This window comes from Brevundimonas sp., from assembly GCF_036659295.1.
Lineage (GTDB): Bacteria > Pseudomonadota > Alphaproteobacteria > Caulobacterales > Caulobacteraceae > Brevundimonas.
The window spans coordinates 24626-30698 of record NZ_JAVXCU010000008.1 but is presented as its reverse complement, the minus strand read 5'-3'; the positions used below and the strand labels follow the sequence as shown (position 1 = coordinate 30698).

Here is a 6073-nt window from a genome sequence, read left to right as displayed (position 1 = left end):
GTCAGGGTGATCATCGAGCCACCGTTCGGCATCAGCTTGGCCGAGCGCTTGGCCACGTCCACAAAGCTGAACACCGAGATGTTCATGGCCAGCAGGAAGCTGTCACGCGTGGTGTTGTCCACGAACGAGCCTTGCAGTTCGTTCTTGTTGGCAAAGGCCACCGAGTGAACGACGAAGTCGATCGTGCCAAAGGTCTTTTCCAACTCGGCAAAGGCGGCATCCATCGAGGCGTCGTCAGAAACGTCGCACGGGATGATGGCCTTGGCACCGACGCTTTCAGCCAGCGGACGCACGCGGCGCTCCAGGCTTTCGCCCAGATAGGTGAAGGCCAGTTCCGCACCCTGTGCCGCCAGTTGCGAGGCAATGCCCCAGGCGATGGAGTTGGAATTGGCAACGCCCATGATCAGGCCTTTTTTGCCCTTCATCAGCTCGCCCGCAGGCATGGTCCAGCCGTCAGCCATGGAATGTCTCCTCGAATTCAAATCTCTTGATCTGCCTTTTGGACCTCGCCGCCCAGACTGACAAGACGCTAGGGAAACCTGACAGGGCTGTTCAAGGCGACAGGGCGACGAAACGGGGCGTCCATCGGGGATGGATTTGCCACCCGACGCAGGCAGGCTGGCCCGTGGTGGCGACAAAAAAAGGGGCCCCGCTGTTGCGGGACCCCTTGGGTATCAGGCTTGATCAGCCGTTCTACTATTCACGCTGGCCCATGAAGGCGAGCAGGAACTGGAACAGGTTGACGAAGTTGATGAACAGGCTCAGCGCACCAAAACCGGTGGCCACGCCCATAGCTTGCTTGTCGCCGCCCAGAGCATAATAGGTCATCTTCAGGCGCTGGGTGTCATAGGCAATCAGACCTGCAAAGATCAGCACGCCCAGACCCGAAATGATCAGGTACAGCGGGCCCGATTGCAGGAACATGTTGACGACCGAGGCGATCACCAGACCGATCACACCCATGATCAGGAAGGTACCGAAACCGGTCATGTCCTTTTTGGTGGTGTAACCGAACAGGCTCAGGCCCGCGAACGATGCGGCCGTGACGAAGAAGGTCGAGGCCAGCGAACCGTTGGTGTAGCGCAAGAACAGAACGCCCAGACCGGCACCGATGGTGGCCACCACGGCCCAGTAGAGCATGTTCACGCCACGGGCGGTCGGGTTCTTCATGAAGAACATCGAGCCGAACAGCATAACCAGCGGCGAGAACTGAACGATCATGCCCAGCATGGTCATGCCGATACGGCCGTCTTCCATGCGTGTGAACAACAGTTGTTGTACGGCCGGAACGTTACCGGTGATGTAGGCCAGAACACCTGCAACAGCCAGACCGATGGCCAGCTTGTTGTAGACGCCCAGCATGAAGCTGCGCAGACCGGCGTCGACGGACATGTCCGCCGACTGAGGGATCGGGCGCGCATAGCCGTTGTTGAAGTCGCTCATCGCGAAACTCGTCTCCTAAATGGTCGGATTATGCCGACCTTGAGTGAAATATCGTGTCGGACAGGTTCAGATGCAAGAAAAACCCGACTTTCAACCGGTCGTTCCAGCCGCTACCAACGGTCGCATGCTCAGATTATTCACCGCGCTGCATATCCCCGAACACATTGGCGAGACGCTAGAGCGTCGCCAGTCGGGCCTTCCGGGTGCCAAATGGCGGCCGCTGGACCAGCTTCACATCACGCTGGCCTTCTATGGCGACGCCAATGAAAGACAGGCCGATGATCTGGCCTCCGAACTGGTCAGGGCCGAAGGGCGCGGTGCGTTTGAGCTGGAATTGTCCGGCGTCGGGGCCTTTGGCGACAATCATCGCAGTCAGACCCTGTGGGCCGGTGTCAAAGCCTCGGAGCCACTGAACCAGTTGGCCGCCCGCTGCAAGACAGCGGGGGAGCGCGCAGGCCTACCGCCCGAACGTCGCGACTATCGCCCGCATGTGACGCTGGCCTATCTGAAGCCGCATGCGGACCCTGACCGCGTGGGGGCATGGATGACCGGTCACAACATGCTGCAATCGCCGCCGATCCGTTTTAGCAGCTTTGGCCTCTATTCCAGCATCCTGACCGATAGCGGCAGCGTTTATACCCTTGAGCGGGAGTATTACCTGTGACCCCGATTGTAAGCGGTTTGGGCCCGAGCCTTGAAACCGACCGTCTGATCCTGCGCCCACCGACGCTGGAGGATTTCCCGCGCTGGTGCGAGCTACTGGCCGACGAGGAGACCACCCGCTTTATCGGCGGCGTGCAGTCCAAGCATCAGGTCTGGCGCACCATGGCCTCGGTGGCGGGCATGTGGGCCCTGCATGGTGAGGGCATGTTCTCGGTCATAGAGAAATCAACCGGCCTGTGGCTGGGCCGGATCGGGCCGCTGCATCCGTATGACTGGCCGGGCCGTGAGGTGGGCTGGAGCTTGCATCCCGATGCCCACGGCAAGGGCTATGCCGTCGAGGCCTCCATCGCCTGTATGGACTATGCGTTCGATGTTCTGGACTGGCCCGAGGTCATCCACTGCATTGATCCGGCCAATGAGCCTTCGCAAAAGGTGGCCGAGAAACTCGGTTCCTATAATCAGGGACCGCGCCCGATGCCGGTGCCGTTCGATGCGATGCTGGTCGATATCTGGGGCCAGACCCGCGCCGAATGGCAGGTGAACCGCCAGCGGTTGGTGGGCTAGGGCCATGGCAGAAGGTCTGAACATCGAACTGGTTTTCAGCCGCCCCGACACCACCCATGTGGTCACCAAAGGTGCCGCCCGCCTTGTCGCCGATATGGGTTATGCGCCCTTAACCGAGGTCTGCCTGCCCAATGGCCGCAGGGCCGATGTGCTGGCGCTGGGCAAGAAGGGCGACATCATCATCGTCGAGGTCAAATCCGGCATCGATGACTATCGGGTTGATCGCAAATGGCAGGAATATGCGCCCTTTTGCGACGCCTTCTATTTCGCTGTTGCGCCCGAGTTTCCCGCCGACATCCTGCCCCTAGATGTCGGTTTCATAGTCGCCGACGGCTTTGGCGGCGCGGTTATCCGCGAGGCCATACCCGCACCGCTGGCCGCCGCCCGCCGAAAAGCCATGCTGATTGGTTTCGGCAGGCTGAGCGCTTTTAGGATGCTCAGAAGTGAAGAGTCCTAACGCCAGCGACGCGGTCGCTGGCGGCTTGAGGACGTTTGCTGCCTAAAATTACCTCGGCGCGCGTTTGGCCAAGATCCGCTGCAAGGTTCTGCGGTGCATGCCCAGACGGCGCGCCGTCTCCGAAACATTCTGGTCGCACAGCTCGAACACGCGCTGGATATGCTCCCAGCGTACGCGGTCGGCGCTCATCGGGTTTTCGGGCGGCTCGGGCGCTTCGCCGGATGACAGCAGCGCCTTGACCACATCATCGGCATCGGCGGGCTTTTGCAGATAGTCCACGGCACCGGCCTTTACGGCCGCCACAGCGGTGGCAATCGCGCCATAGCCGGTCAGCATGACAATGCGGGCATCCTCGCGGCGGTCGCGGATCGTCTCGACAATCTTGAGACCATTGCCGTCTTCCAGACGCATATCCAGCACGGCAAAGGCCGGCAGTTTCTGGCGCAGGGCCTCCATGGCCTCGGACAGCGATGCCGCCAGCGTCACCTCGAAACCACGGCTTTCCAGCGCACGGCCAAGACGTGTGCGCAGGGCCTGATCGTCGTCGAGCAGCAACAGGCTCTTGTCGGCAAGGCTGGCAATCTGGGTTTCGAGTTCGGACATTAAGGGTTCTCCTGAACCTTCAGGTCGGGGTTCGCGCGCGCAAGGTCAAGGTTTTAGCCTTAAACTGCGACATCTGGTTCCATCGGGTTATCGTCGGATGTGGTGGCTTCCAGCCTCTGGCGGGGCCAGCGAACCGACACATGGGCCCCCTTGTTCTGGCCCTTTGCCGCAGGGGCTCCATCCCCGATAGAGACCTTGGCACCGGTGCGTTCCAGCAAGGTGCGGGCAATGAAAAAGCCCAGACCCATACCACCCTGACTGGGGGCGATGACCTGTTCGCTCGGGGAAGGTTCGGCCGATAATTGGGCCGCCAGAGCACGCCGCGCCTTGCTTTGCGGACGGGTGGTCACATAGGGCTCGCCAAGGCGCGGCAGCACATCGGAGGCAAAACCGGGCCCGTCATCGACAATATCGATGGCAATCCATCCGGCATCGACCGTCGCGGTCAGGCTGACGCGCGAGGTGGCGAAATCGGCGGCATTTTCCACCAGAGCCGACAGGCCGTGAATGATTTCGGGCAGGCGTTTGACGCGGGGCAGGGGCTGGTTGCCCGCACTTTGCACCGAGATATCAAACTCCAGATCAAAGCCTTCATGCGGCTCGGCCACTTCTTGCAACAGCGCCTTCAAGGCCACATCGGCATAGAGAGCATCGCCTTCGTCGGGAGAGGCGGACAACTGGTTGAGGATATCGCGGCAGCGTCCGGCCTGTTGCAGGATAAGGGCGGCATCCTCGGCGGCAGGGCTGCCATCGGGCGCGCTGCGCAGCATTTCGCGCGCGACGATCTGGATGGTGGCCAGCGGCGTACCCAGTTCGTGTGCCGCGGCGGCGGCCAGACCGCCAATGGCCGCTAGTCTTTGCTCACGTTGCAACACGTCCTGTGTGGTGGCCAGCGCCAGTTCCAGCTTCTCGGCGTCGGCAGCGACCTTCCATGTATAGCCGGAGATGAACAGCATCCCCGTCATAAGGGCCAGACCCAGTTCCAGCCGGTACAGCCCCGGCAGTTCCAACTGTTCATGCACCAGCCACGGCAGGGGCAGGGACCAGTTATAAAGCCCCACCACACAGGCCACGGCCATGGCCCCCAGAAACAGCGCCTGACGGATGGTCAAACTGGCGGCGGCGACTGACACAGGGGCCACCAGCAACAGGCAGAACGGATTGGTCAACCCGCCCGTCAGCGCCAGAAGCACGCTGATCTGCAAGATATCAAAGCCCAGATGCAAGGCTGTGCGCGGCCCGTCCGACAGGCTGAGCCGCATGTTCCGGGCGCGCAGCATGCTGATGATATTCATCACCACACTGACGCCGATCGTGGCCAGACATTCCCACAGAGGCAGCGGGAAATGCATGACGAAATAAGCGCTTAGGACGGCGGTGGCCTGACCGATGATGGACAACCAGCGCAGCGCGATCAGGGTTCGCATCGGCAAACCGCGCCCGCGTCTGGCACCGTCGGACAGGCCAAACAGGTTTGATGCGCCGCTATGGGCAGCAGCGGCGACGGCCTGCGACAGGGAGGGGGCTTCTGTACGGTTCACAGGTCTTTTATAGACTGAAATAAAGCCAGGACGCACTGCGGTCTGTTGTGGCCACCGGTTTTGTTGCGCGTGAGAGAAATATGCCCCGTCGTTCGATATTCCTGCTGGCGATTGCCTGCCTGCTTGTGGCCATCGCCCTGGCCCTCGCCACCATGTTTGTTCACAGCAGCCGCAACCCCGCCCAGAGCGAGGCCGGTGTGTCCACGGGCCAGCCGCTGGTGGGGGGCGACTTTACGCTCGTCAATCAGGACGGCGAGACGGTGGACCAGACCCTGCTGAACGGCAAATGGACGCTGGTCTTCTTTGGCTTCACCTATTGCCCCGACTATTGCCCGACCACGCTGGGCGTTCTGAACGCCGTGCAAGAAGGCATGGGCGAGGACGCCAAGGACTTGCAGATCGTCTTTGTCAGCGTCGATCCCGCCCGCGACACCCCGCAAATGCTCAAGGACTATCTGTCATCGGACGGCTTCCCCGACGGTGTGATCGGACTGACCGGCACCGAAGAACAGGTTCAGGCGGCGGCCAAGGCCTATCGCGCCTTCTACAAAAAGGTCGGCGAGGGCGAGGCCTATACGATGGAGCATAGCCTGACGACCTATCTGATGGGTCCGGATGGCAAGTTCCGCACGGCCCTGACCCACGATCTTGGCCCCAAAAAATCTCAGGATGTGATCGTTGCGGCGATGAAGCGGGGCTAAGACCAATCGCTGCTTTCCTTGCGGCTTCCGGCGTGGTTCATTGTGCAGTGCGGTATAAAAGTCTGTACGTCCCTGCCTGACCTGTCGGGCGCGTTTGCCGG

Annotated in this window: 8 protein-coding genes; 4 read left to right on the top strand and 4 right to left on the bottom strand. The window is 61.3% G+C overall.

The window, feature by feature from the left end; all coding sequences use genetic code 11:
* Nucleotides 1-461: SDR family oxidoreductase (locus RSB01_RS03090; RefSeq protein WP_332625066.1), on the bottom strand; the 461-nt coding region annotated here is incomplete at its 3' end.
* A 235-nt stretch (nt 462-696) separates the two neighbouring features.
* Nucleotides 697-1443, bottom strand: a complete 747-nt coding sequence (locus RSB01_RS03085) for a Bax inhibitor-1/YccA family protein (RefSeq protein WP_332625064.1) — start codon at nt 1441-1443, stop codon at nt 697-699.
* Nucleotides 1444-1567: 124 nt separating this feature from the next.
* On the opposite strand from RSB01_RS03085, the gene thpR reads away from it, so the two are divergent.
* From thpR to mmcB, 3 genes are read left to right on the top strand one after another with little or no spacing between them, the layout of a single operon-like run.
* Entirely contained in the window at nt 1568-2107 is a 540-nt protein-coding gene (gene thpR / locus RSB01_RS03080) for an RNA 2',3'-cyclic phosphodiesterase (RefSeq protein ID WP_332591428.1), read from the top strand.
* A complete protein-coding gene (locus RSB01_RS03075) occupies nt 2104-2670 on the top strand; it encodes a GNAT family N-acetyltransferase (protein ID WP_332591429.1) in 567 nt (188 codons plus the stop codon). Before thpR ends, RSB01_RS03075 begins: the two co-directional genes overlap by 4 nt.
* 4 nt (nt 2671-2674) lie before the next feature.
* On the top strand, nt 2675-3127 hold the full coding sequence (gene mmcB, locus RSB01_RS03070) for a DNA repair putative endonuclease MmcB (RefSeq protein ID WP_332591430.1): 453 nt from the start codon (nt 2675-2677) through the stop codon (nt 3125-3127).
* 48 nt (nt 3128-3175) lie between these two features.
* Here mmcB and RSB01_RS03065 read toward each other — a convergent pair whose 3' ends face one another.
* Both RSB01_RS03065 and RSB01_RS03060 read right to left on the bottom strand, forming a co-directional pair.
* Nucleotides 3176-3730: an ActR/PrrA/RegA family redox response regulator transcription factor gene (locus tag RSB01_RS03065; RefSeq protein WP_332591431.1), complete on the bottom strand. Its 555-nt coding sequence runs from the start codon at nt 3728-3730 to the stop codon at nt 3176-3178.
* A 59-nt stretch (nt 3731-3789) separates the two neighbouring features.
* Nucleotides 3790-5271: an ActS/PrrB/RegB family redox-sensitive histidine kinase gene (locus tag RSB01_RS03060; RefSeq protein WP_332591432.1), complete on the bottom strand. Its 1482-nt coding sequence runs from the start codon at nt 5269-5271 to the stop codon at nt 3790-3792.
* An 80-nt stretch (nt 5272-5351) separates the two neighbouring features.
* Between RSB01_RS03060 and RSB01_RS03055 the strand changes: the two genes are divergently transcribed.
* Nucleotides 5352-5972, top strand: coding sequence for an SCO family protein (locus RSB01_RS03055; protein ID WP_332591433.1), 621 nt, complete (start codon nt 5352-5354; stop codon nt 5970-5972).
* Nucleotides 5973-6073 lie beyond the last annotated feature (101 nt).

What these genes read in the sequence shown, in the direction of transcription:
- RSB01_RS03065 (WP_332591431.1), bottom strand. Translation starts at nt 3,730, where the DNA reads ATGTCCGAACTCGAAACCCAGATTGCCAGCCTTGCCGACAAGAGCCTG.
- mmcB (WP_332591430.1), top strand. Translation starts at nt 2,675, where the DNA reads ATGGCAGAAGGTCTGAACATCGAACTGGTTTTCAGCCGCCCCGACACC.
- RSB01_RS03055 (WP_332591433.1), top strand. Translation starts at nt 5,352, where the DNA reads ATGCCCCGTCGTTCGATATTCCTGCTGGCGATTGCCTGCCTGCTTGTG.
- thpR (WP_332591428.1), top strand. Translation starts at nt 1,568, where the DNA reads ATGCTCAGATTATTCACCGCGCTGCATATCCCCGAACACATTGGCGAG.
- RSB01_RS03085 (WP_332625064.1), bottom strand. Translation starts at nt 1,443, where the DNA reads ATGAGCGACTTCAACAACGGCTATGCGCGCCCGATCCCTCAGTCGGCG.